Source organism: Shigella sp. FC1967, assembly GCF_001743005.1.
Taxonomy (GTDB): Bacteria; Pseudomonadota; Gammaproteobacteria; order Enterobacterales; family Enterobacteriaceae; genus Proteus.
Genome location: NZ_MIIZ01001083.1, coordinates 1 through 985 on the forward strand (window position 1 = coordinate 1; position 985 = coordinate 985).

2 protein-coding genes are annotated in these 985 nt (G+C 50.9%); both read left to right on the top strand.

Going from position 1 to position 985, the window contains the following annotated elements; all coding sequences use genetic code 11:
* On the top strand, positions 1-266 hold a 266-nt coding region (locus tag BHE89_RS18605; RefSeq protein ID WP_128860716.1), incomplete at its 5' end, for a hypothetical protein.
* A gap of 177 nt (positions 267-443) precedes the next feature.
* The coding region (locus tag BHE89_RS18610) for a primase-helicase zinc-binding domain-containing protein (protein ID WP_286146304.1) at positions 444-985 on the top strand (542 nt) is incomplete at its 3' end.

Sequence of the window (985 nt, forward strand, 5' to 3'; positions counted from 1 at the left end):
CCCCGGCAATTGTCGATGGAGTATTTGGTGCAGATGGTAAGCACTCGGTAGAAGACTTCCTTTTCATGTTTTTGCAGCTTTGTGTTGCTCAAACAAAGGTCGCTTTTACCGACAACAAGAATTGGGGAAAGATTCGTCTTTATTACCCCATGCCCACTGTAGATGGCTTTTTCAAACCCACTGAGGTTGTGATTAAGTCAGATCCTGTAACCGCAGATGTCACAATCATGATGGCCTCGGAAGAGGGCACTCATTTGTGCTTGTGATATTCACAAAATTCGCCTCCGTTTCGGGGGCGACCTTTTTAAACCCCTCGCCGGGGAGTTCTCCCCGGCTGGGGAGCCTCCTTGGCACATTCTCCCGGTGTCGGGGTTTCCTTAAAACCCTGGCGACGGGGGTTTAAGGAAGCCTCGATGCTGGGGTTCACGCTAAGGAGAAAACCTATGTCTTACTACAAAGCTGACACCGTTCGTGAAGCTGCAAACGGAAACTGGCTATTCATCCTGGCGGCCCTAGCGCCCCATCTTGAACCAGCTCTCCGTAAACCTGGTCGTCATGTTTCTTGTCCTATCCACGGCGGGAAAGATGGCTTCCGACTGTTCAAGGATGCCCACCTGACTGGTGGCGGCGTATGCAATACATGCGGTGCCAATCATGATGGTTTTGAGCTGCTGATGTGGCTCAATAACTGGGACTTTAAACAGTGTCTGAGCGAGGTTGGTGATTATCTGGGCGTTGAGAAAGAGCAACCCCAGTATCAACAAGCCGCTGCACCGACACGAGCTCCTGTCCAGGCCAAAGCGCCTGTTCAGCAAGAGCCTATGAAGGTGAATAACAAGGTTCTCGATTCCAAGAATCGTAAAAAATCCATTGCCGGTACTCTGATTGCCCACGGTAAAGCTCCTTATGAGCATAACGAAGACAACGAGCTCAGCTACTTTGCCTTCATCCGTGACAAGAGCGGTTTGGAACGCACCATCTGGGG